25 protein-coding genes are annotated in these 21,899 nt (G+C 42.3%); 10 read left to right on the top strand and 15 right to left on the bottom strand.

Annotated elements, in window-relative coordinates; all coding sequences use genetic code 11:
• Positions 1 to 148: 148 nt before the first annotated feature.
• The 7 genes from gatC to nusB all read left to right on the top strand — a co-directional run bounded on the left by gatC (position 149) and on the right by nusB (position 6,142).
• Positions 149 to 451 carry an Asp-tRNA(Asn)/Glu-tRNA(Gln) amidotransferase subunit GatC gene (gene gatC / locus N5909_RS05625; RefSeq protein WP_000705419.1) on the top strand — a complete coding sequence of 101 codons (303 nt, stop codon included), beginning with the start codon at positions 149 to 151 and terminating at the stop codon, positions 449 to 451.
• Complete coding sequence (gene gatA, locus N5909_RS05620) at positions 451 to 1,917, top strand: Asp-tRNA(Asn)/Glu-tRNA(Gln) amidotransferase subunit GatA (protein ID WP_033682250.1); 1,467 nt, start codon at positions 451 to 453, stop codon at positions 1,915 to 1,917. Before gatC ends, gatA begins: the two co-directional genes overlap by 1 nt.
• Positions 1,917 to 3,359: an Asp-tRNA(Asn)/Glu-tRNA(Gln) amidotransferase subunit GatB gene (gene gatB, locus N5909_RS05615; protein ID WP_033682251.1), complete on the top strand. Its 1,443-nt coding sequence runs from the start codon at positions 1,917 to 1,919 to the stop codon at positions 3,357 to 3,359. The genes gatA and gatB overlap by 1 nt, the downstream gene beginning before the upstream one ends.
• A 125-nt stretch (positions 3,360 to 3,484) precedes the next feature.
• A complete protein-coding gene (locus tag N5909_RS05610; RefSeq protein WP_033682252.1) occupies positions 3,485 to 4,528 on the top strand; it encodes a 2,3-butanediol dehydrogenase in 1,044 nt (347 codons plus the stop codon).
• Between the two features lie 224 nt (positions 4,529 to 4,752).
• Positions 4,753 to 5,313, top strand: coding sequence for an elongation factor P (efp, locus tag N5909_RS05605; RefSeq protein ID WP_000568643.1), 561 nt, complete (start codon positions 4,753 to 4,755; stop codon positions 5,311 to 5,313).
• A gap of 21 nt (positions 5,314 to 5,334) precedes the next feature.
• A complete protein-coding gene (locus N5909_RS05600) occupies positions 5,335 to 5,724 on the top strand; it encodes an Asp23/Gls24 family envelope stress response protein (RefSeq protein WP_000510573.1) in 390 nt (129 codons plus the stop codon).
• Positions 5,717 to 6,142: a transcription antitermination factor NusB gene (nusB, locus tag N5909_RS05595; RefSeq protein ID WP_000203638.1), complete on the top strand. Its 426-nt coding sequence runs from the start codon at positions 5,717 to 5,719 to the stop codon at positions 6,140 to 6,142. Before N5909_RS05600 ends, nusB begins: the two co-directional genes overlap by 8 nt.
• Before the next feature lie 114 nt (positions 6,143 to 6,256).
• Here nusB and N5909_RS05590 read toward each other — a convergent pair whose 3' ends face one another.
• The 13 genes from N5909_RS05590 to N5909_RS05530 all read right to left on the bottom strand — a co-directional run bounded on the left by N5909_RS05590 (position 6,257) and on the right by N5909_RS05530 (position 16,817).
• Complete coding sequence (locus N5909_RS05590; protein ID WP_049487035.1) at positions 6,257 to 7,024, bottom strand: acetyl-CoA carboxylase carboxyl transferase subunit alpha; 768 nt, start codon at positions 7,022 to 7,024, stop codon at positions 6,257 to 6,259.
• Positions 7,021 to 7,887, bottom strand: a complete 867-nt coding sequence (gene accD, locus N5909_RS05585; RefSeq protein ID WP_070479851.1) for an acetyl-CoA carboxylase, carboxyltransferase subunit beta — start codon at positions 7,885 to 7,887, stop codon at positions 7,021 to 7,023. The genes N5909_RS05590 and accD overlap by 4 nt, the downstream gene beginning before the upstream one ends.
• Before the next feature lie 36 nt (positions 7,888 to 7,923).
• Entirely contained in the window at positions 7,924 to 9,291 is a 1,368-nt protein-coding gene (accC, locus tag N5909_RS05580) for an acetyl-CoA carboxylase biotin carboxylase subunit (RefSeq protein WP_033682255.1), read from the bottom strand.
• 11 nt (positions 9,292 to 9,302) lie between these two features.
• The gene (gene fabZ / locus N5909_RS05575; protein WP_000565515.1) at positions 9,303 to 9,725 is read right to left on the bottom strand and encodes a 3-hydroxyacyl-ACP dehydratase FabZ; all 423 of its coding nucleotides are present in this window, start codon (positions 9,723 to 9,725) and stop codon (positions 9,303 to 9,305) included.
• On the bottom strand, positions 9,722 to 10,207 hold the full coding sequence (gene accB, locus N5909_RS05570; protein WP_033682256.1) for an acetyl-CoA carboxylase biotin carboxyl carrier protein: 486 nt from the start codon (positions 10,205 to 10,207) through the stop codon (positions 9,722 to 9,724). The genes fabZ and accB overlap by 4 nt, the downstream gene beginning before the upstream one ends.
• Positions 10,208 to 10,209: 2 nt before the next feature.
• A complete protein-coding gene (gene fabF / locus N5909_RS05565; RefSeq protein ID WP_033682257.1) occupies positions 10,210 to 11,445 on the bottom strand; it encodes a beta-ketoacyl-ACP synthase II in 1,236 nt (411 codons plus the stop codon).
• A gap of 21 nt (positions 11,446 to 11,466) precedes the next feature.
• Positions 11,467 to 12,198 (bottom strand): 3-oxoacyl-[acyl-carrier-protein] reductase, encoded by a 732-nt coding sequence (gene fabG / locus N5909_RS05560; RefSeq protein WP_271630958.1) that lies wholly within the window; start codon positions 12,196 to 12,198, stop codon positions 11,467 to 11,469.
• A gap of 40 nt (positions 12,199 to 12,238) precedes the next feature.
• Entirely contained in the window at positions 12,239 to 13,162 is a 924-nt protein-coding gene (fabD, locus tag N5909_RS05555; protein WP_033682259.1) for an ACP S-malonyltransferase, read from the bottom strand.
• A complete protein-coding gene (fabK, locus tag N5909_RS05550; RefSeq protein ID WP_271630957.1) occupies positions 13,155 to 14,129 on the bottom strand; it encodes an enoyl-[acyl-carrier-protein] reductase FabK in 975 nt (324 codons plus the stop codon). The genes fabD and fabK overlap by 8 nt, the downstream gene beginning before the upstream one ends.
• Before the next feature lie 117 nt (positions 14,130 to 14,246).
• Positions 14,247 to 14,471 (bottom strand): acyl carrier protein, encoded by a 225-nt coding sequence (locus tag N5909_RS05545; RefSeq protein WP_000257838.1) that lies wholly within the window; start codon positions 14,469 to 14,471, stop codon positions 14,247 to 14,249.
• A gap of 58 nt (positions 14,472 to 14,529) precedes the next feature.
• On the bottom strand, positions 14,530 to 15,504 hold the full coding sequence (locus N5909_RS05540) for a beta-ketoacyl-ACP synthase III (protein WP_049502055.1): 975 nt from the start codon (positions 15,502 to 15,504) through the stop codon (positions 14,530 to 14,532).
• On the bottom strand, positions 15,504 to 15,938 hold the full coding sequence (locus tag N5909_RS05535; protein WP_237447238.1) for a MarR family winged helix-turn-helix transcriptional regulator: 435 nt from the start codon (positions 15,936 to 15,938) through the stop codon (positions 15,504 to 15,506). Before N5909_RS05535 ends, N5909_RS05540 begins: the two co-directional genes overlap by 1 nt.
• 93 nt (positions 15,939 to 16,031) lie before the next feature.
• A complete protein-coding gene (locus N5909_RS05530; protein WP_153209171.1) occupies positions 16,032 to 16,817 on the bottom strand; it encodes an enoyl-CoA hydratase in 786 nt (261 codons plus the stop codon).
• A 197-nt stretch (positions 16,818 to 17,014) separates the two neighbouring features.
• On the opposite strand from N5909_RS05530, the gene N5909_RS05525 reads away from it, so the two are divergent.
• The 3 genes from N5909_RS05525 to serS all read left to right on the top strand — a co-directional run bounded on the left by N5909_RS05525 (position 17,015) and on the right by serS (position 20,241).
• Positions 17,015 to 18,379: an aspartate kinase gene (locus N5909_RS05525; RefSeq protein WP_271630956.1), complete on the top strand. Its 1,365-nt coding sequence runs from the start codon at positions 17,015 to 17,017 to the stop codon at positions 18,377 to 18,379.
• A 2-nt stretch (positions 18,380 to 18,381) separates the two neighbouring features.
• Positions 18,382 to 18,753 (top strand): DUF956 family protein, encoded by a 372-nt coding sequence (locus N5909_RS05520; RefSeq protein ID WP_000079350.1) that lies wholly within the window; start codon positions 18,382 to 18,384, stop codon positions 18,751 to 18,753.
• Between the two features lie 213 nt (positions 18,754 to 18,966).
• Positions 18,967 to 20,241, top strand: coding sequence for a serine--tRNA ligase (gene serS, locus N5909_RS05515; RefSeq protein ID WP_094753840.1), 1,275 nt, complete (start codon positions 18,967 to 18,969; stop codon positions 20,239 to 20,241).
• A gap of 24 nt (positions 20,242 to 20,265) precedes the next feature.
• On the opposite strand, the gene N5909_RS05510 is transcribed toward serS, so the two are convergent.
• The gene (locus N5909_RS05510) at positions 20,266 to 21,165 is read right to left on the bottom strand and encodes a TDT family transporter (protein WP_261082217.1); all 900 of its coding nucleotides are present in this window, start codon (positions 21,163 to 21,165) and stop codon (positions 20,266 to 20,268) included.
• Positions 21,166 to 21,274: 109 nt separating this feature from the next.
• Entirely contained in the window at positions 21,275 to 21,823 is a 549-nt protein-coding gene (locus tag N5909_RS05505) for a carboxymuconolactone decarboxylase family protein (RefSeq protein WP_033686525.1), read from the bottom strand.
• Positions 21,824 to 21,899: the final 76 nt, after the last annotated feature.

Genomic DNA, 21,899 nt, shown 5'->3' with positions numbered 1-21,899 from the left:
ATTGTACCATTCCTTTCAACACTCCATTATATCGGATTTTAGCATTTTTTTCAATTTCTATTTCTTTTCAGTTCCCCCTCCCTTATTTATAGGAAATTATGGTAAAATAGAACAGACTAAAAATCATCATTTCACGAAAGGATGCAAGATGAAAATTACGCAAGAAGAGGTAACACACGTTGCCAATCTTTCAAAATTAAGATTCTCTGAAGAAGAAACTGCTGCCTTTGCGACTACCTTGTCTAAGATTGTTGACATGGTTGAATTGCTGGGCGAAGTTGACACAACTGGTGTCGCACCTACTACAACTATGGCTGACCGTAAGACCGTACTCCGCCCTGATGTGGCCGAAGAAGGAACAGACCGCGATCGCTTGTTTAAAAACGTACCTGAAAAAGACAACTACTATATCAAGGTACCAGCTATCCTAGACGATGGAGGAGATGCCTAATGACTTTCAACAATAAAACCATTGAAGACTTGCATAATCTCCTTGTCTCTAAGGAAATTTCAGCAACTGAGTTGACACAAGCAACGCTTGAAGATATCAAGTCTCGCGAGACAGCTATCAACGCTTTTGTTACCATCGCTGAAGAGCAGGCTCTTGCTCAAGCCAAAGCCATTGATGAAGCTGGAATTGACTCTGATAACATCCTTTCAGGAATTCCACTTGCTGTCAAAGATAATATCTCTACAGACGATATTCTCACAACTGCTGCCTCAAAAATGCTCTACAACTATGAGCCAATCTTTGACGCGACAGCTGTGTCAAATGCTAAATCAAAAGGTATGATTGTCGTTGGAAAAACCAACATGGACGAATTTGCCATGGGTGGTTCTGGTGAGACTTCTTACTATGGTGCCACTAAAAATGCTTGGGACCAGACCAAGGTTCCTGGTGGTTCATCAAGTGGTTCCGCTGCAGCTGTAGCCTCAGGACAAGTCCGCTTGTCACTTGGTTCTGATACTGGTGGTTCTATCCGCCAACCTGCTGCCTTCAACGGGATTGTTGGTCTTAAACCAACCTACGGAACAGTTTCACGTTTTGGTCTCATTGCCTTTGGTAGCTCATTAGACCAGATTGGACCTTTTGCACCAACTGTTAAGGAAAACGCCCTCTTGCTCAACGCTATTGCTAGCGAAGATGCTAAAGATTCCACTTCTGCTCCTGTCCGCATTGCCGACTTTACCTCAAAAATCGGTCAAGACATCAAGGGCATGAAAATTGCTTTGCCTAAAGAATATCTTGGCGAAGGAATTGACCCAGAGGTTAAAGAAAACATTCTGAATGCGGCTAAGCACTTTGAAAAACTGGGTGCCATCGTCGAAGAAGTCAGCCTTCCTCACTCTAAATACGGTGTTGCTGTATACTACATCATCGCTTCATCAGAAGCTTCATCAAACTTGCAACGCTTTGACGGTATCCGTTACGGCTACCGCGCAGAAGATGCAACCAACCTTGATGAAATCTATGTAAACAGCCGTAGCCAAGGTTTTGGTGAAGAAGTGAAACGTCGTATCATGCTAGGTACTTTCAGCCTTTCATCAGGTTATTACGATGCTTACTACAAGAAAGCTGGTCAGGTCCGTACCCTCATCATTCAAGATTTCGAAAAAGTCTTCGCGGATTACGACTTGATTTTGGGTCCAACTGCTCCAAGTGTTGCCTATGACTTGGATTCTCTCAACCACGACCCAGTTGCCATGTACTTGGCTGACCTTTTGACCATCCCAGTCAACTTGGCTGGTCTCCCAGGAATTTCGATTCCTGCTGGATTCTCTCAAGGTCTACCTGTCGGTCTACAATTGATTGGTCCTAAATACTCTGAGGAAACCATTTACCAAGCTGCTGCTGCTTTTGAAGCAACAACAGACTACCACAAACAACAACCCGTGATTTTTGGAGGTGACAACTAATGAACTTTGAAACAGTCATTGGACTTGAAGTCCACGTAGAGCTCAACACCAATTCAAAAATCTTCTCACCCACTTCTGCCCACTTTGGAAATGACCAAAATGCCAACACTAACGTGATTGACTGGTCTTTCCCAGGAGTTCTGCCAGTTCTCAACAAAGGTGTTGTCGATGCCGGAATCAAGGCTGCTCTTGCCCTCAATATGGACATCCACAAAAAAATGCACTTTGACCGCAAGAACTACTTCTACCCTGATAATCCAAAAGCCTACCAGATTTCTCAGTTTGATGAGCCAATCGGTTACAACGGCTGGATTGAAGTGGAACTAGAAGATGGTACGACTAAGAAAATCGGTATCGAACGTGCCCACCTAGAAGAAGACGCTGGTAAAAACACCCACGGTACAGATGGCTACTCTTATGTTGACCTTAACCGCCAAGGGGTGCCCTTGATTGAGATTGTATCTGAAGCAGATATGCGTTCACCTGAAGAAGCCTATGCTTATCTAACAGCCCTCAAGGAAGTCATCCAGTACGCTGGTATTTCTGACGTTAAGATGGAAGAAGGTTCTATGCGTGTGGATGCCAACATCTCTCTTCGTCCTTATGGTCAAGAGAAATTCGGTACTAAGACTGAGTTGAAGAACTTGAATTCCTTCTCAAATGTCCGCAAGGGGCTTGAATATGAAGTCCAACGTCAAGCTGAAATCCTTCGCTCAGGTGGTCAAATCCGCCAAGAAACTCGTCGTTATGATGAGGCAAATAAGGCAACCATCCTCATGCGTGTCAAGGAAGGGGCTGCAGACTACCGCTACTTCCCAGAACCAGACCTACCCCTCTTTGAAATCTCAGACGAGTGGATTGAGGAAATGCGTACAGAGTTGCCAGAGTTTCCAAAAGAACGCCGTGCACGTTATGTATCTGACCTTGGTTTATCAGACTACGATGCTAGTCAGTTGACTGCAAACAAAATCACTTCTGATTTCTTTGAAAAAGCTGTTGCCCTTGGTGGTGATGCAAAACAAGTCTCTAACTGGCTCCAAGGCGAAGTCGCTCAGTTCTTAAATGCCGAAGGTAAGACACTGGAACAAATCGAATTGACACCAGAAAACTTGGTTGAAATGATTGCCATCATCGAAGACGGCACTATCTCTTCTAAGATTGCTAAGAAAGTCTTTGTCCACCTAGCTAAAAATGGCGGAGGAGCGCGTGAATACGTTGAAAAAGCAGGTATGGTTCAAATCTCAGATCCTGAAATCCTGATTCCAATCATCCACCAAGTCTTTGTCGATAACGAAGCGGCGGTTGCCGACTTCAAGTCAGGTAAACGTAACGCAGATAAGGCCTTCACAGGATTCCTTATGAAAGCAACCAAAGGCCAAGCCAACCCACAAGTCGCCCTTAAACTCCTTGCTCAGGAATTAGCGAAGTTGAAAGAAGATTAATATGTAAAAGAAACCAGCCTTGAGGTTGGTTTTTTCTTGACAAATACAAGGAAAGCGTTTACAATGTTACATGTAAAGTTTCCTAAAAAGAAAACTAAAAATCGTAACAATAAGGAGTTATTCATATGGCTACAATGAAAGCAGCTCGCTGGCATGCAGCAAAAGATGTTCGTATTCAAGAAGTAGAAATCCCTGAGGTACTTCCGCACCAAGTAAAAGTTGCTGTTAAATTCACAGGAATTTGTGGTACTGACCTCCACGAATTTTTAGATGGCCCTATCTTCATCCCAACAGAAGAACATGTCTATTCTGGTCAAAAAGCACCAGTAACACTGGGACATGAATTTTCTGGTGAAATTGTAGAAGTCGGAAGCGATGTTACTCGTGTTAAAGTTGGTGATCGTGTTGCTGTAGAACCAATTCTAGCTAAGAATAACTTAGTTGGTAATTATAATTTGGATCCAAACCTTAATTTTGTCGGTTTAGCTGCAGACGGTGGATTTGCCAAATATTGTGTTTTAGACGGTGACTTAGTACATGTCATTCCAGATAGCTTAAGCTATGAGCAAGCTGCTCTCACTGAGCCAGCTGCTGTTGCAGTTTATGCCGTTCGTCAATCAGCACTAAAAGCTGGTGATACTGCTGCTGTCTTTGGCTTAGGTCCGATTGGTCTCTTAATTGTAGAAGCCCTTCGTGCAGCGGGTGCTTCTAAGATTTATGCTGTTGAACTATCACCTGAACGTCAAGCAAAAGCTGAAGAGTTAGGAGCTATCGTTGTCCGTCCGGAAGAAGGTGAAACAGCTGTTGAAGCTATTCATCGTTTAACAAACGGTGGTGTAGATGTTTCTTATGAAGTAACGGGTGTGCCAGTAGTTTTAGGACAAGCCTTAGCTGCCGTACATAAAGCAGGTGAGTGCATGGTGGTCTCTATCTGGGAACGAGAAGCAAATATTAATCCGAATGAATTTGCAATCCAAGAAAAGACACTAAAAGGAATCATTGCTTATCGTCATATCTTCCCTAAAGTATTAGAATTGATGGAACAAGGCTACTTCTCTGCTGAAAAATTAGTTACTAAGAAAATTAAATTGGAAAATATCGTCGAAGAAGGCTTTATCGAATTAACTCAAGATAAGTCACAAATTAAAATTTTGGTAGAACCAGAATAAAAATCAATCTTTTTAAGACAATGCTAACAGGTCGGAGTAAACTTACTTCGGCCTTTTGAAATATAATAAAAAACGTGGTGAATACTCTTTCACGTCAAGCACCCCACCTGACTAGACAATATTCTTTTTCTCCCCTACCATCTCCCAATAACTATTTTGGCTTTATTTCCAGAAGATTTTATGGTAAAATGAAGAGTAATAATATTTATTAAAGAGGTAAAAACATGATTGAAGCAAGCAAATTGAAAGCTGGTATGACATTTGAAACTGCAGACGGAAAATTGATCCGCGTTTTGGAAGCTAGCCACCACAAACCAGGTAAAGGGAACACAATCATGCGTATGAAATTGCGTGATGTCCGTACTGGTTCTACATTTGACACAAGCTACCGTCCAGAAGAAAAATTCGAACAAGCTATTATCGAAACTGTTCCAGCTCAATACTTGTACAAAATGGATGAAACAGCCTACTTCATGAACACTGAAACGTACGACCAATACGAAATCCCAGTCGTAAATGTTGAAAATGAATTGCTTTACATCCTTGAAAACTCTGATGTGAAAATCCAATTCTACGGAACTGAAGTAATCGGTGTAACTGTACCAACTACTGTTGAATTGACAGTTGCTGAAACACAACCATCTATCAAAGGTGCTACTGTCACAGGTTCTGGTAAACCAGCAACTATGGAAACTGGACTTGTTGTCAACGTTCCTGACTTCATCGAAGCTGGACAAAAATTGATCATCAACACTGCAGAAGGAACTTACGTTTCTCGTGCCTAATCTCTAGAAAGAGGTCATTCTATGGGAATTGAAGAACAATTTGGCGAAATCGTTATCGCTCCACGTGTACTTGAAAAAATCATTGCCATCGCAACTGCTAAAGTTGATGGTGTTCACTCATTTTCAAATAAATCCGTATCTGATACCCTATCAAAACTCTCTCTTGGTCGCGGCGTCTACTTAAAAGAAAACAATGAAGAGCTAACTGCTGACATCTATCTCTACCTTGAGTACGGTGTAAAAGTACCAAAAGTGGCTCTTGCTATTCAAAAAGCAGTCAAAGATGCTGTCCGAGATATGGCTGATGTGGAACTTGCTGCTGTTAATATCCATGTTGCAGGAATCGTTCCAGATAAAACACCAAAACCTGAGTTGAAAGATCTATTTAACGAGGACTTCCTCAATGACTAGTCCATTATTAGAATCTAGACGTGAACTTCGTAAATGTGCTTTTCAAGCTCTTATGAGCCTTGAATTCGGCACAGATATGGAAACAGCTTGTCACTTTGCCTACACGCATGACCGTGAAGATGCAGATGTGCAAATCCCTGCCTTTCTTCTGAACTTGGTTTCTGGCGTTCAAGCTCAAAAAGACGAGTTGGATAAACAAATAAACCAGCACCTCAAGTCAGGCTGGACAGTTGAACGATTGACCTTGGTCGAAAAAAACTTACTACGCTTAGGTATCTTTGAAATCACATCATTTGATACACCTCAGCTGGTAGCAGTCAATGAAGCTATTGAACTTGCTAAGAATTTTTCAGATCAAAAATCAGCCCGTTTTATCAATGGACTGCTTAGTCAATTTGTAACAGAAGAAAATGAATAATCGAAAAGGTGTTTGGTCTTCCAGGCACCTTTTGACTTTCCCCTTGGTATAAAGTAAGAACCACATAAAAACTAGAACTGACTGCCAGCTCTAGTTTTTATGTATTCTGAAGTATTAGTATTTTCTAAATCGTTGGTAACGCTCTTCCAACAACGCTTCTAACGGTTTTTGCGAAAGTCTAGCTAGCTCAGCTTGGAGTTCTTTTTTGACATTCTTAATTAATTCTTTGCTAGAAAGTCCTGCTTCAGAAATCACCTTGTCCACCACGTCCATTTCTAGCAGTTCATGAGAAGTGATTTTCATCAGCTCTGCCGCTTCCATGGCACGAGTTCCGTCCTTCCATAGAATGGAAGCAAAGCCTTCTGGGCTGAGAATGGCATAGATAGAATTTTCCAGCATCCAGACACGGTCTGCAACTGCTAGAGCCAAAGCCCCACCTGAACCACCTTCACCGATAATGATGGCGATAATCGGAACTTTCAGATCACTCATTTCCATAAGATTGCGAGCGATAGCTTCCCCTTGACCGCGTTCTTCCGCTCCCACACCAGGATAGGCACCTGCAGTATTGATAAAGGTCACAACTGGACGGCCAAATTTTTCAGCTTGTTTCATCAACCGTAGGGCCTTGCGATAGCCTTCTGGATGTGGTTGTCCAAAATTCCGTTTGAGGTTGTCTTGCAAGCTCTTGCCTTTTTGGATACCAACCACTGTGACAGCTTGATCTCCAAGCCAGCCAATACCACCGACAACTGCACCATCATCACGAAAAGAACGGTCACCGTGTAATTGGATAAATTCATCAAAAATGCCTGTCGCAAAGTCCAAGGTTGTCAAGCGACTCTGCTCACGCGCTTCTCTGACTATTTTTGCAATATTCATCTAGGACACCCTCCATGCAATCTGACTAGGCTAGCAATCGTATCTGGCAAATCTCTTCTTTTGACAATAGCATCTACAAAGCCATGTTCCAGTAGGAATTCTGCCTTTTGAAAATCCTCAGGCAAGTTTTCACGAACCGTATTTTCAATCACACGACGCCCAGCAAAACCAACCAAGCTCTGTGGTTCAGCCAGAATGATATCGCCCTCCATAGCGAAAGAAGCTGTCACACCACCTGTCGTTGGATCTGTCAAAATGGTCAGATAAAAGAGACCAGCATTTGAATGGCGTTTAACCGCTGCAGAGATCTTGGCCATCTGCATGAGACTCATGATTCCTTCCTGCATACGGGCTCCACCAGATGCTGTGAAAAGAACAACTGGCAATTGTTCAACAGTCGCATATTCAAATAATCGAGTGATTTTTTCACCTACAACCGTACCCATAGAAGCCATGATAAAGTTAGAATCCATAATCCCAAGAGCCACAGTCTGACCTTTAATAAGAGCTGTTCCTGTCACAACAGCTTCATCCAGACCTGTTTTTTCACGCATAGTTGCTAGTTTCTTTTGATAACCAGGGAAATGCAAGGGATCCTTGCTTTCAATCCCCGTAAATAATTCCTTGAAAGTCCCCATATCAATCGTCAAAGCCAAGCGTTCTTGGGCAGAAATACGAAAGGTGTAGTTACAATGTGGACAGATACGCTCACTTCCCAGATCCTTCTGATAAATGGTATGCTTACAGCCTGGACACTGGGAGAATAATTCATCTGGAACCTCTGGCTTAGCTTGAGGTTTTTCCCTAACCGAACGATTGGGATTGATTCGAATATACTTATCTTTTTTACTAAATAGAGCCATTGATTCCCCTTTTCGGTTTAAACTCTTGAAGTCATTTTATTCTTTTTCTTGATATTTAGGTAAGAAGGTTTCCATCAAGAAGGAAGTATCATAATCTCCAGCAATGACATTACGATCTGAAATGAGGTCAAGCTGGAAATCTGCATTGGTCTGCACCCCCTCTATCTCTAGTTCATAGAGGGCTCGTTGCATTTTCATCAAGGCATCAAAACGATTTTCACCGTGAACGATGATTTTAGCAATCATACTATCATAATAAGGTGGAATGGTATAGCCTGGATAAACTGCTGAATCCACGCGCAAGCCAACTCCACCACTTGGCAGATGGAGATTGGTAATCTTACCTGGACTAGGAGCAAAGTTGAAGGCTGGATTTTCTGCATTGATACGACACTCGATGGCATGACCGCGTAGGACAATATCTTCTTGCTTAACAGACAGAGGCTGACCTGCCGCAATGCGAATCTGTTCCTTAACGATATCCACACCTGAAACAAATTCTGTTACTGGATGTTCTACTTGTACACGAGTATTCATCTCCATAAAATAGAATTTACCACTGGCTTCATCAAGAAGAAACTCAATGGTCCCTGCATTTTCATAACCAACAGACTCTGCAGCTCGAACAGCAGCCGCACCGATTTCATGACGCAGCGTTTTTCCGATTGCAATTGAAGGACTTTCTTCCAAAACCTTTTGGTTATTCCGTTGAAGAGAACAATCCCGTTCCCCCAAGTGAATCACATTTCCGTGTTCATCTCCTAAGATTTGAACCTCGATATGACGAGCTGGATAGATGACCCGTTCTATGTACATGGCACCATTTCCATAATTGGCCTTGGCTTCGCTAGAGGCCGTTTCAAAGGCTGAAACGAGGTCTTCTGGTTTTTCAACCTTACGAATCCCTTTACCACCTCCACCTGCTGAAGCCTTGAGCATAACAGGATAGCCAATTTTTTCAGCAACAATCAAAGCTTCCTCAGAGTTATGCACTTCTCCATCCGAACCTGGAATGACAGGCACACCAGCTTTGATCATCTGAGCACGTGCATTAATCTTGTCCCCCATCATATCCATAACATGACCAGATGGACCGATAAATTTGATGCCCACTTCTTCACACATGGTTGCAAATTTGGAATTTTCACTGAGAAATCCAAAACCAGGGTGAATAGCTTCAGCTTCAGTCAAGACTGCAGCTGATAGAACCGCATTAATGTTAAGATAAGACTCCGTTGCCTTACCGGGGCCGATACAAACTGCTTCATCTGCCAAAAGCGTATGAAGGGCTTCCTTATCAGCAGTTGAATAAACCGCTACCGTCGCAATCCCCAATTCACGCGCCGCACGGATAATACGAACCGCAATTTCACCACGATTGGCAATTAAAATTTTTCGAAACATGGAGAACCTCCTTAGTTCCCTATTGCAAAGGTAAGAGTACCACTGGCTGCAAGCTTGCCATCCACTTCAGCCTTTGCTTCAACCACAGCAATCGTGCCACGACGTTTTACAAACGTTGCCGTCATAACCAATTGGTCACCTGGTACAACTTGCTTCTTGAATTTAACCTTGTCCATACCAGCGTAAAAGACCAGTTTTCCTTTATTTTCAGGTTTTGACAATTCCAAAACACCAGCTGTTTGCGCCAAGGCTTCCATGATCAGAACACCTGGCATAACTGGATATTGAGGAAAATGACCGTTAAAGAAGGGCTCATTGATGGTCACATTTTTGATGGCAACAATGGTATCCTCGCTCACTTCCAAGACACGGTCTACTAGTAGCATAGGATAACGGTGAGGAAGAGCTTCTTTGATTCCTTGAATATCGATCATTTGATACGTACCAATCCTTTACCAAACTCAACCATTTCTTCGTTAGAAACGAGAATTTCCGTTACCACACCATCCTTAGGAGCTGGGATTTCATTCATGACTTTCATGGCTTCGATAATTACCAATGTTTGACCTTTTTTAACACTATCACCAACTGTAACGAATGCAGGTTTATCAGGACCAGCAGCCAAGTAAGCCACCCCAACAAGTGGGCTCTCTACAACATCTCCCTCAGCAGCCACACTTGTTTCAGCTGGAGCTGGAAACTCTTCTGCTACAGTTTCTGCTGGCGCAGATGAAGGAGCTACTGGACTTGGTGTTGCTAGAACGGGCGCTGGAGTGACTTGAGATACAACTTCAGATACCAGTCTAGCTTCATTCTTGCTAAACTGCAACTCATCCGTCCCATTCTTATAAGAAAATTCTCTCAAACTTGATTGGTCAAATTGGGCCATCAAGTCTTTAATATCGTTTAAATTCATACTTATTTATTCTCCCAACGTTTGAAAGCAAGAACTGCATTGTGGCCACCAAAACCAAAAGTATTTGAAATAGCGTATGGAATTTCTTGCTCCAAGCCTTGTCCATAAACGACATTGGCTTCGATATAATCTGATACTTCACTTGTTCCAGCTGTCATTGGTACAAAGTTATGACGCATAGCCTCGATTGTTACGATAGCTTCTACTGCACCTGCAGCACCCAGCAAATGTCCTGTGAATGATTTGGTTGATGATACAGGTACTTCCTTACCAAGAACAGCAACGATAGCGCCACTTTCTCCTTTTTCATTAGCAGGAGTTGACGTTCCGTGAGCATTGACATAGGCTACTTGTTCTGGAGAAATCTCAGCTTCTTCCAAGGCTAGCTTGATAGCCTTGATAGCTCCTTGACCTTCTGGATGAGGAGAAGTCATATGGTAGGCATCACAGGTATTTCCGTAACCAACCACCTCAGCAAGAATAGTAGCCCCACGTTTTTCGGCGTGCTCAAGGCTTTCAAGAACCAACATCCCTGAACCTTCTCCCATGACAAAACCGTTACGGTCTTTATCAAATGGAATAGAAGCACGAGATGGATCCTCTGTAGTAGAGAGAGCTGTTAGGGCTTGGAAACCAGCGATAGCAAAAGGTGTGATAGAGGCTTCTGAACCACCTACCAACATAACATCTTGGAAACCAAACTTAATGGAGCGGAAGGCATCCCCAATCGCGTCATTTGATGAAGCGCAGGCAGTATTGATGGATTTACAAACACCGTTTGCTCCAAAACGCATAGCAACATTTCCTGAAGCCATATTTGGCAAGGCTTTTGGAAGGGTCAATGGTTTCACACGTTTCGGTCCTTTGTCATTTAGACGAAGCACTTGATCTTCAATTTCTTTGATTCCACCAATACCAGAGGCCACGATAACACCAAAACGATCCTTGTCAATAGCCTCTACATCAAGACCTGCATGATTAACAGCTTCTTGGGCTGCGTACAAGGCATACAAAGAATAGTTATCGAAACGATTGGTATCTTTCTTAACAAAGTATTTATCAAAAGGAAAATCTTGGATTTCTGCCGCATTATGCACATCAAAGTCACTATGATCAAATTTTGTAATTGGACCAATTCCGATTTTTCCAGTTGTCAAACTATTCCAAAATTCTTCGGGTGTATTTCCGATTGGAGATGTTACTCCATAACCTGTTACTACTACACGATTTAGTTTCATCTTTTTTACCTCTAGCTTCTGCTACATACTGAGGCCACCATCAATGGCAACCACTTGACCAGTTAGATAATCTTGGCCTGCTAAAAATACTGTTAAATCTGCAACCTGCTCTGCCTGCCCAAATTCTTTCATAGGAATTTGCGCCAGCATGGCATCTTTTACCTTGTCTGATAGAACAGCTGTCATATCGGACTCAATCATTCCAGGTGCAATAGCATTAACCCTGATATTGCGATTGGCTACTTCACGCGCCACAGACTTGGTAAAACCAATCAAACCAGCCTTAGAAGCTGCATAGTTAGCTTGACCGATATTTCCCATCAAACCAACAACACTAGACATATTAATGATAGCACCTTCTCTGGCTTTCATCATCGGTTTCAAGACTGATTGTGTCATGTTAAAGGCACCAGTCAGGTTAACCTTGAGTACTTTTTCAAAATCTGCTTCTGTCATCTTGAGCATAAGGGTATCTTGGGTAATCCCTGCATTGTTGACCAAAACATCTACTGAACCCAACTCTGCAATAGCTTGATCAACCATACGCTTAGCGTCTGCAAAATCTGATACATCTCCTGAAATAGGAACTATCTTGACACCATAGTCTGCAAACTCGGCAAGCAAATCCTCTGAGATTGCCCCACGACTGTTTAAGACGATGTTGGCTCCTGCTTGAGCAAACTTGTGGGCAATGGCAAGACCAATTCCACGACTCGAACCTGTAATAAAGATATTTTTATTTTTTAGTTGCATTCTTTTCTCCTGTTTCCTCTTGTATTTATGGGAGAAGGGATTACTTGTTTTCTAGCAAGGTTTCCAAGCTAGCCTGATCTTCAACATTGGCTAGTTTAGCTGTCTTATCAATTTTTTTGACAAAGCCTGACAAGACTTTCCCCGGTCCAATCTCGATAAAGTTGGTTACGCCTGCTTCTTGCATAACTGCAATACTTTCATAGAAACGAACTGGTTCCTTGACCTGACGCGTCAAGAGTTGAGCAATGTCTTCTTTTTTCATGACCGTAGCTTCTGTATTACCGACTAATGGACAAGTGAAATCTGAAAAACTTACCTGAGCTAGAGTTTCAGCTAGTTTCTGGCTAGCAGGATCAAGGAGAGCGGTATGAAAAGGTCCTGAAACCTTGAGAGGAATCAAGCGTTTGGCACCTGCTTCCTGCAAGAGTTCGACAGCTCGGTCAACTGCAGCCACTTCTCCACCAATCACGATTTGTGCAGGTGTATTATAGTTGGCTGGGGTAACCACTCCAAGTTCAGAAGCTTTTTGACAGACTTCTTCAATGACCTCTACTGGCGTATTGAGAACTGCGACCATCTTACCAGAGCCAGCAGGAGCCGCTTCTTCCATATAAGCGCCACGCTTAGCAACCAAGGCTACCGCATCTTCAAAATCCAAGGCACCGCTGGCTACCAAGGCAGAGTATTCTCCAAGAGACAAACCAGCAACCATGTCAGGCTGATAGCCCTTTTCTTGCAATAAACGGTAAATAGCAACTGAAGTCGCTAAAATAGCTGGCTGCGTATAGCGGGTCTGATTGAGTTTTGCTTCTTCCGTATCAATGAGATGACGCAAATCATAACCAAGTACCTGACTCGCTTGATCAATCGTTTCTTTGACAATAGGGTAGCGATCATATAAGTCACGACCCATACCTAGATACTGGGCACCTTGACCAGCAAATAAAAAGGCTGTTTTAGTCATTTCTTACAACTCCTGCCCAACGAGAGGCTTCTTCTTGAATTTTCTTAGCTGCTCCGTAATACAAATCTTTTAGGATTTCTTCAACGGTTTCTTCTTTGGAAACAAGCCCTGCAATCTGACCTGCCATAACAGATCCGCCATCCACATCTCCGTGAACAACCGCTTTGGCTAGAGCACCCGCTCCCATTTGTTCAAAAATTTTCAAATCTGGGTTTTCTTGTTTAAAGGCATCTTTTTCAGCTTGTTCAAAATCACGAGTCAATTGGTTTTTAATCGCACGAACAGCATGTCCAAAGTGTTGGGCTGAAATCGTAGTATCAATATCTCTAGCTTTTAAAATTTTTGCCTTATAATTTGGATGGGCATTAGACTCTTTTGCAACGACAAAACGAGTTCCAACCTGAACAGCCTCTGCACCTAGCATAAAGCCAGCAGCAGCACCTTCACCATCCGCAATCCCTCCTGCAGCAATAACAGGAATAGATACAGCAGCAGCAACCTGGCGCACCAAGGTCATGGTTGTTAATTTACCGATATGCCCCCCGGCCTCCATTCCTTCTGCAATAACAGCGTCCGCACCGATTTTTTCCATGCGTTTAGCTAGTGCAACACTTGGTACAACAGGAATAACCGTAATACCAGCTTCATGGAAACGTTCCATGTATTTACTTGGATTTCCTGCTCCTGTTGTCACTACCTTAACACCTTCCTCGATAACGAGGTCTACAATATCTTCCACAAAGGGAGACAAGAGCATGATGTTGACACCAAAGGGTTTATCCGTCAATGATTTGATTTTATCAATATTTGCCTTGACAACTTCTTTAGGGGCATTCCCCCCACCGATAATCCCTAGTCCTCCAGCCTTGGAAACAGCCCCTGCCAAATCACCATCAGCAACCCAGGCCATCCCTCCTTGGAAAATAGGATAATCAATGTTCAATAATTCTGTAATACGCGTTTTCATAGTGCCTCCATCGTTTCTTGCTTACGTAATAGTTCGATACCGTCATAATTTGACAATCAAACTATTGCCTAAACAAGAGGGAGCGGGTTTCCCTACTCCTTCTATCTTATATTCTGCTTATTTTGTTTGCTCTTCAACGTAGGCAACCAAGTCACCAACTGTTTTCAAGTCATCTTCTGCTTCGATTTGGATATCAAAAGCATCTTCAATTTCTGAGATTACTTGGAACAAGTCCAATGAATCTGCGTCCAAATCATCAAAAGTTGATTCAAGTGTTACTTCTGATGCGTCTTTTCCAAGTTCTTCAACGATAATTTCTTGTACTTTTTCAAATACTGCCATGATAGGACTCCTTTAAAATAAATAGTTTTTTATAACAATGTGTTCACCACATGATTACCTAAATTGTAAGAATGAGCGTGCCCCAGGTCAAGCCTCCACCGAAGCCTGATAAAAGAACAGTCTGGCTACCATCTAAACGGATAAGGCCTTGTTCTACACACTCTGAAAGTAAAATCGGGATACTGGCTGCACTGGTATTGCCATATTCCATCATATTGGCTGGAAGTTTATCTCGGTCGACACCAATTTTTTTAGCCATCTTATTCAAAATACGGTCATTAGCCTGATGAAGTAGCAGATAATCCAAGTTTGTCGCCTCTATAGGAGATTCATCAATAGTCTGCTTGATAGACTTGGCTACGTCCCGAATAGCAAAATCAAAGACCGCGCGCCCATCCATCTTCAAAAATGAATCTGCATTTTCTTGATCTGAAAACGGAGAATGCAAGCCTGAATGTCCATAAGTTAGACACTCGCTACGACTCCCATCACTATTGAGACTCTCAGACAAAAAATGCTCTTTCTCGCTAGCTTCTAGCAAGACTCCACCAGCACCATCTCCAAACAAAACAGCTGTTGATCGGTCTGACCAATCGACTGCTTTAGAGAGGGTCTCACTACCAATCACCAAGCCTTTTTGAAAGCGACCAGAAGCGATAAACTTTTCAGCAGTTGAAAGAGCAAATACAAATCCACTGCAAGCCGCTGTTAGGTCAAAAGCAAAGGCCTTATTAGCACCAATATTAGCTTGAACACGAGCAGCTGTAGAGGGCATCATCGAATCTGGAGTAATGGTAGCTAGGATGATAAAATCCAACTCCTCTCCTGTGATTCCAGCTTTTGCCATCAGTTTCTTGGCAACTTCTGTAGCCAAATCACTAGTAGATTCTGTTCTTGAAATATGCCTTTGTCGTATTCCCGTCCGACTTGAAATCCACTCATCATTGGTATCCATAATCTGAGCCAAATCATGATTTGTAACCACTTGCTCTGGCACATAATGAGCAACCTGGCTTATTTTTGCAAAAGCCATTATCTCAAATCCTCCAAAAATTGATAAAGATTGGTCAAACCTTTGCTCATAACCTCCATCTCTTGCTTACTCATACCATCAATGATTTTTTCAACCATAGCCTTGTGGAAGCGTTTATGTAGTCTATGAACCAAGCGACCTTTCTTTGTCAAATGCAGATGCACCACACGTCTATCATGTTCTGAACGAACGCGTTCAATGTAACCCTTGCGTTCGAGATTATTCAAACTAGTCGTAACTGTCCCAAGAGTCACCATCAACTCTTTTGACACTTGACTTGGTGTCACATCTGGGAATTTCCCAATCACATCAATCGTATGCATTTCTTTGATGGAGATATCTTTGAAACGACTACCCCTCAAGCTAACTTCCTCGATAACGAGGACATTATTAAATATAGATGTTAAATATTCATTAATTCGTTGGTAGTCCAATCTTTCCTTCCCTCCTTTTCAAAAAAACTTTTACAATCAAAACATTTGACAAAAGAATTATATCAAACTTCAAAGAATGGTGCAAGTATTTTTTTATTTTCCTGTAAATTTAGGTCTTCTTCTTTCCGAATGAGCCCGAACTCCCTCTTTGAAATCCTCTGTTTTCGCTAGTGATTCCTGTAGGTTCAGTTCTAAAGTGGCGTAATTCTGCCAGTCTTTAAATTGACTCTCCCAAACCAACTTCTTGATGGCAGCATAGGAATTACTTGAACCACGTCTTAATTTTTTAAGAAGCTGTTCTCTCGTCTTTTCAAGTTTATCAGCTTCAGAGACCCGATAAACAAGACCCCACTCCAGAGCTTTTTCTGCGGACAAAGCCTCACCTGTCATGGCTAATTGAGCAGCACGCGTCACACCAATACTTCGACTCAAGAGATGAATTCCTCCTGCATCCGGAGCCAAGCCAACTCCGACAAAGGCTTGGATAAACTTAGCCTTATCCGTTGCCAGACAAAAATCTGCAGCAACAGCCATATTCGCTGCAGCACCTGCAACAGCCCCATCAACCTCCATCAAAATAGGCTTTGCAATTTGCTTGATTTTATAAGAAATAGTATTGACCAATTCTGCGATTTTCGTCAATGATGGAATATCATCCTCATCTACTGCCCGCTTCATCTCTACTAAATCTCCCCCAACTGAAAAAACTTTGCCATTCGCGTTGATCAAGACAAAATGCACAGCTGGATCCTCTTCTGCCAAAGTCAGAGCTTCTAAAATCTCCTCGCACATAGGGATATGAAAACCATTTGCGACCTCAGGACGGTTCAAGGTAATGATTGCCAAGTCCTCTTCAAGCTGATAAATAATGTGTTCCATTTGGACTCCTTTTTATTTTATAAGCAGTTTAAATTATTCTATTTTCAAAGTATATCTTTTTTAAAATCAGAAAGCAAGAAAAAATCAACTGAAAGTGTCTCAGCCGATTAGAAAGGCTCGCTTTATACTATTTTCTTCATTGAAAAAAGGCTTTCTTTCTGCTATAATCGTATAAAATACTTACTTTAGGAGTTCTTATGAAGGTTGTTAAATTTGGAGGTAGTTCTCTTGCCTCTGCTAGTCAATTAGAAAAAGTTTTAAACATCGTAAAAAGCGATTCAGAGCGTCGTTTTGTAGTTGTTTCTGCACCAGGAAAACGCAATGCTGAAGATACTAAGGTTACGGATGCCTTGATTAAATACTACCGCGACTATGTTGCTGGTAACGATATTAGCAAGAGCCAAAGCTGGATTATTGACCGCTATGCTGCTATGGTGAGTGAATTGGGACTAAAACCTGCGGTTTTAGAAAAAATCTCTAAAAGCATTCGGGCCTTAGCCACTCTTCCTATCGAAGAGAATGAATTTCTCTACGATACCTTCCTAGCAGCCGGTGAAAATAACAATGCTAAATTGATTGCTGCCTACTTTAACCAAAACGGGATCGATGCACGCTATGTGCACCCTAGAGAAGCTGGTATTGTGGTCACAAGTGAGCCTGGTCACGCTCGCATCATTCCATCAAGTTATGATAAGATTGAAGAATTGACAAATACAAATGAAGTTCTTGTCATTCCTGGTTTCTTTGGAGTTACCAAGGAAAATCAAATCTGTACCTTCTCACGTGGAGGATCAGACATTACAGGTTCTATCATTGCTGCCGGTGTTAAGGCAGACCTCTATGAAAACTTTACAGACGTTGATGGTATCTTTGCAGCCCACCCTGGTATTATCCACCAACCACACTCAATCCCTGAGTTAACCTACCGTGAAATGCGTGAGTTAGCCTATGCAGGATTCTCAGTTCTTCATGACGAAGCACTTCTTCCTGCCTACCGTGGAAAAATTCCTCTGGTTATCAAGAATACCAACAATCCTGATCATCCAGGTACTCGTATCGTTCTAAAACACAGTAGTGATGAATTTCCAGTTGTGGGAATTGCTGGTGACTCAGGCTTTGTCAGCATCAACATGTCTAAATACCTCATGAACCGTGAGGTTGGATTTGGACGCAAGGTTCTTCAAATCCTTGAAGATCTTAACATCGGTTGGGAACATATGCCAACAGGTATCGACGATCTTTCAATCATTCTCCGTTCTCGCGAACTAACTCCTATCAAGGAAGAAGAAATCCTTCGTCAGTTGGTTCAAAAGGCTGAAGTAGACCATGCAGAAATCGAGCACGACCTTTCAATCATTATGATTGTTGGAGAAAAGATGAAGAGCCATATCGGAGTAACTGCTACTGCGACACGTGCTCTATCTGAAAATAAGATCAACATCCAGATGATGTCTCAAGGTTCTAGTGAAGTGTCTATCATGTTTGTTGTCCATAAGGACCAAGAGAAAGCAGCTATTAAAGCCCTCTACAATGCCTTTTTCGGTGAAAGTAAGGAAGACTAAGCATGGCTCAATCACTTAACAAAACAGTGCTCCTCAATACGACAGGCACCTCCTACCTCTCTATAGCTGGGAAAGTTGGGAAATTCCTTGTCGGAGATCAGGCTTTGGAATTTTACCCCGATGTCAATGTTGAACAATTTATCCAGATTCCTTGGAGCCATATCAACCAAATTGGAGCTAATGTCACTGGTCGCAAAATCAGTCGCCACTTCGAAGTCTTTACAGACAGAGGAAAATTCCTCTTTGCTTCAAAAGACTCAGGTGCCATTCTTAAAATTGCTCGCGAAAAACTGGGCAATGACAAGGTCGTCAAACTTCCGACCCTGATTCAAACCATTAGTCAAAAATTTAAAAATCTATTTGCAAAAAAGTAGAAACTTTAGTATAATCATAGCAACGGATAAGTAGGTTATCTTCTTCTTTCAGAAAGTCTGCGGGTGCTGCGAGCAGATAGGAGGGATAGGTGAAATTCTACCGTTAGTAACAATTGCATACACAATCAAGTGCACACCTGTGAAGTTGGATGGAACCGTGGCCCTGCCACTCCAACGCTTTGTCAGGTGTGCTTTTTTCATAAAGGAGTTCTTATGTTAGATATCAAACGTATTCGTACAGACTTTGATGCTGTCGCAGAAAAATTAGCTACACGTGGTGTAGATGCTGCTATCTTGAATGAGATGAAAGAAATCGATGCTAAACGTCGTGACATCTTGGTCAAGGTTGAAACTTTAAAAGCAGAACGTAACACAGTTTCTGCTGAGATTGCCCAAGCTAAGCGCAACAAGGAAAATGCAGATGACAAGATTGCTGCCATGCAAACTCTATCTGCTGAAGTCAAAGCCTTGGATGCTGAATTGGCAGAAATCGATGCTAAATTGACAGAATTTACCACTACTCTTCCAAATATTCCAGCTGATAGCGTTCCTGTTGGGGTTGACGAAGATGACAATGTGGAAGTTCGCCGTTGGGGTACTCCACGCGAGTTTGATTTCGAACCTAAAGCTCACTGGGATCTGGGTGAAGACCTTGGCATCCTTGACTGGGAACGTGGTGGTAAGGTAACAGGAGCTCGCTTCCTCTTCTATAAAGGTCTCGGCGCTCGTTTGGAACGTGCTATTTACAACTTTATGTTGGATGAACATGGAAAAGAAGGCTACACTGAAGTCATCACACCTTACATGGTTAACCACGATTCTATGTTTGGTACTGGTCAATATCCAAAATTCAAGGAAGATACTTTTGAATTGAGCGACAGCAATTATGTCCTTATTCCTACAGCTGAGGTTCCTCTGACAAACTACTACCGTGATGAAATCCTGGACGGTAAAGACCTGCCAATCTACTTCACTGCTATGAGTCCTTCATTCCGTTCTGAGGCTGGTTCAGCTGGTCGTGATACTCGTGGCTTGATTCGTTTGCACCAATTCCATAAGGTTGAAATGGTTAAATTTGCCAAGCCAGAAGAATCTTACGAAGAATTGGAAAAAATGACAGCCAACGCTGAAAACATTCTTCAAAAACTTAACCTTCCATACCGTGTCGTTGCTCTCTCTACAGGAGATATGGGCTTCTCAGCTGCGAAGACTTACGACTTGGAAGTGTGGATTCCAGCACAAAATACCTACCGTGAAATCTCAAGCTGTTCAAACACAGAAGATTTCCAAGCCCGTCGTGCCCAAATCCGTTACCGTGATGAAGCAGATGGCAAGGTGAAATTGCTCCATACCTTGAACGGTTCTGGACTTGCAGTTGGACGTACAGTGGCTGCTATTCTTGAAAACTACCAAAATGCAGATGGTTCTGTGACCATCCCAGAAGCACTTCGTCCATACATGGGTGGAGCTGAAGTTATCAAACCATAAAGAATAAGGTTTAGCTATTTCTAGCTAGACCTTTTTTCGTAACCAATTCAGATAAGCGCCTAATACAAAGACTAAAATAATTAAGCAAATAGCGGTTTCAGCCACTACCAAATAATCCAAAAATGGAAGTTTCATGATTCCCTGAGCCATCTTAAGCGAAGTAGCTGTGATAATGGTTGGGAAGGTGAGTGCTGAGAAGGCTGGTTGAAAACCTTGTTTTAAAATATTGGGCAGGCGAGTTAAAACAAAGAAAAAGAAGGATTGAGAAGCCAAAATCATGACAATCAAGAGCCAAGTCGGTAGGCTGACTTCTCCAACTCGAACCAGGGAAGCCAAGAGTAGAGAGAAAGGAGCACAATAGATCCCTTCTTGTCCAAGCAAGGCTTGTGGGAGTGGATATTTCTTTAAATCGCTATAAATAAGCGGGTAGAGATAGAAGGTTAGGAGAAACCCAAAACTCAAGGTCGCATAGGCAATTTCGATGATGCCTACCAGAGGATAAGTCAAGGCTGCCACTGCTATCCCCACATAGAGAACCGTCCAGCTTGGAGTGGCATGAACCCTCCGCCCCGGACAAGCAAACTTGATGGTAAAACCAGCAATCAAGGCCAAATCCAAGAGAAATGAAAACCACCAGAGTCCTTGCGCTACCAAAGGAAGATGAGGGAAGACGCGAAAAACATAGGTAGATAAAATCATCCCAGCCATGGGAAAGGTCGCCATTCCTGACAAAAGAGGAGGCTTGGTCAATTCTTGCTTGGTTTCCTTCCAATTAAAGAGATGTAGAATTAGAAAATAAATCCACAAAATCAAACCTGTCAGACTAAAAAGATGGGACAGAACCGGCAACGTATCTAAAATAAGATTTCCAGCTCCTGCCAAACCTAGCAAACAACCAGAAAATACCAAAGGGAGTTTTTTCATCCTAACCTCCAATAATCATGTTAGTTTCAGTATAGCATAAAAGCGCTTAAATGAGGATTTAAAAAAACGAAGTCCAATTATTTTAGACTTCATTTTTCTCAGATATGAATTAAGCATAAGGTTGCAATTCTGGATTAATTGGTGTATTGGCTAGGTTATTGGCATAGTTACAGAGGCTTGCTAGGCTGACACCAAGAACCACATCCAAGGCATTTTGTTGAGTGTAGCCAGCTTCTAAAAACTCACCCAAGGCTTCATCTCCTACACGACCCTTGGTATTGATAACTGCCAAAGTAAACTTAGCTAGGGTATCCAATTTAGGATCTGTTTCAATTGGAGTACGATTGCGAAGGGCTTGCAGAAGGTCATCGTTCATCTGGATTTGTTTGATGGAAAAAGCTGTATGACCGGCGACACAGAAGGCACAACCATTGGTTACAGCTGCCGTGATTTGCACCACTTCACGCTCAACGGGTGTCAAGCTGTTGCGACGATTGATGGCTCCGACAGTTCTGTAGGCTTCTAAGGCGGTAGGTGCATTAGCCAAGAGACCGATTAGGTTGGGAATATAGCCATTGTTATCTTTTTCTACTGTTTCAAGAACTTCTTTCACTTCTGCTGGTGCTGATTCTACTGTATGGATGGTAAATGTTGTCATCATAAAACCTCTTTTCATGTTGTTGAAATCTAGTCTATCACAGATTCTATACCTTGCATAATATATATTTTAAATT

The organism is Streptococcus gwangjuensis (assembly GCF_028156745.1).
GTDB classification, from domain to species: Bacteria; Bacillota; Bacilli; order Lactobacillales; family Streptococcaceae; genus Streptococcus; species Streptococcus gwangjuense_A.
This window is presented reverse-complemented; position numbering and strand designations above follow the sequence as displayed.